General features: G+C 31.1%; 1 protein-coding gene. It reads right to left on the bottom strand.

Translation table 11 applies throughout. The annotated features are described in order from the left end of the window. Positions 1-97: 97 nt before the first annotated feature. Positions 98-1,396 carry an IS1182 family transposase gene (locus ACZ2V4_RS11620; RefSeq protein ID WP_096078088.1) on the bottom strand — a complete coding sequence of 433 codons (1,299 nt, stop codon included), beginning with the start codon at positions 1,394-1,396 and terminating at the stop codon, positions 98-100. Positions 1,397-1,539 lie beyond the last annotated feature (143 nt).

Raw genomic sequence — 1,539 nt, 5'->3', positions numbered from 1 at the left:
TGCTCAGACTGAAGACAAACTCACAATTCTAAAAGTGAGTTTGTCTTTTTTCTTCGAAAAATATTGTTATTTTAAAGAAATTAGCAAAATATCCAGCTTAACCTGCTAGATAATTTGCTAATTTCTTTAAATTCATGCATGCGAAAATAAGCGTGGTCTCCATGGTGACTTTTTGAATTCCTTTGTACTTAGTCCATCGCAAACCATGCTGTTCTTTAGCATCAGCAAAACGTCTTTCTATTGTTTGACTACGCAATTTATATATAGCTTTTATAGTATCTATGAATCTCAAGTCATCAACAATATCAAGATATTGTTGCCATATATGTCTTGTAACGATTTTTTTCTGTTCTTTACTCTTAGTACATTTATTAAGTAAAGGACAATCCTTACATTTATTTGGATTAGAAATATACAAACGGTAACCATCGCTGTCTGTTCTTTGATATTTCAACATTTGATTATTAGGGCAAATATAACAATCATAGTATTCGTCATATAAAAATTCATTTTTATTCATTAAGTCCTTCGGACCCATGGGACGTTTATATGGCATAGCTGGTAGAATCTCTTTATCTAATAAATACTTAGCATTATGAGGTGTTTTATATCCAGAATCCACAGCAACATATCTCGGTAGTAGTTTTTTACTTTCAAGCCTGTCAATCATAGGTACTAACTGTGTACTATCATGAACATTACCAGGAGTTAAATGAAAATCAACGATATAACCATACTTATCGCAGCATGTATGCGCACTATAGGCAAATTGTTTTTCTCTTTCACTTTTAACATAGTAACCAGCATCGGGATCATTATTACTTATTTTTATTACTTTAAGATTCTCCTCCTTTCTTGAAGCTAGAGGCTTTTTTCCTTCAGATTCTCTAATAGAATTGATATCTTCAATAAGCTCTTGTTCATAATGTTTAGCAGTCTTCTGTATTTCTTGTTTAATAAATTTCTTCTTGTTGGCATTGGCCTTAATATGCGTTGAATCAATAAATAGTGAAGTATTATCTACGAAGTTATTATCTATAGCAATTTTGAGAATACGAGAAAAGATTTCTTCGAAAATCTGATTATCATAAAATCGTCTAGAATAGTTCTTACCAAAGGTAGAAAAATGAGGTACTTTATCGTTAACGCCTAAACCGAGATACCATTTGTACGCAAAATTAGTTTCAATCTCTTTAATTGTCTGGCGCATTGATTTGATACCAAAAAGGTGTTGTATTAATACAATTTTTATTAATACAACCGGATCAATACTTGGACGGCCATTATCTGTAGAATACTTTTCTTCTACTAAATCATATACAAAGGATAAATCGAATACTTTATCAACTTTTCTTAGAAGATGATTTTCTGGTACAAGGTCTTCTAATGAATACATTTCAAATTGACTGCGAATGATATTAATATCTTCAGACTTACTTCTCTTAATCAAGTAAAACACCACCGTTCAATGATATACCTATATTTTATCAAAAAAAGACTGTAAACTTCATCTCCGAAGGAGACTTTGTCTACAGTCTG

The organism is Macrococcus sp. CoH-51_TC_04, from assembly GCF_058188655.1.
Note: the sequence above shows the minus strand (reverse complement) of the source record. Positions and strands in the feature narration are given on the sequence as shown.

Excerpts from the sequence above, each read along its gene's own strand:
- ACZ2V4_RS11620 (WP_096078088.1), bottom strand. The coding sequence starts at position 1,396 with ATGTATTCATTAGAAGACCTTGTACCAGAAAATCATCTTCTAAGAAAA.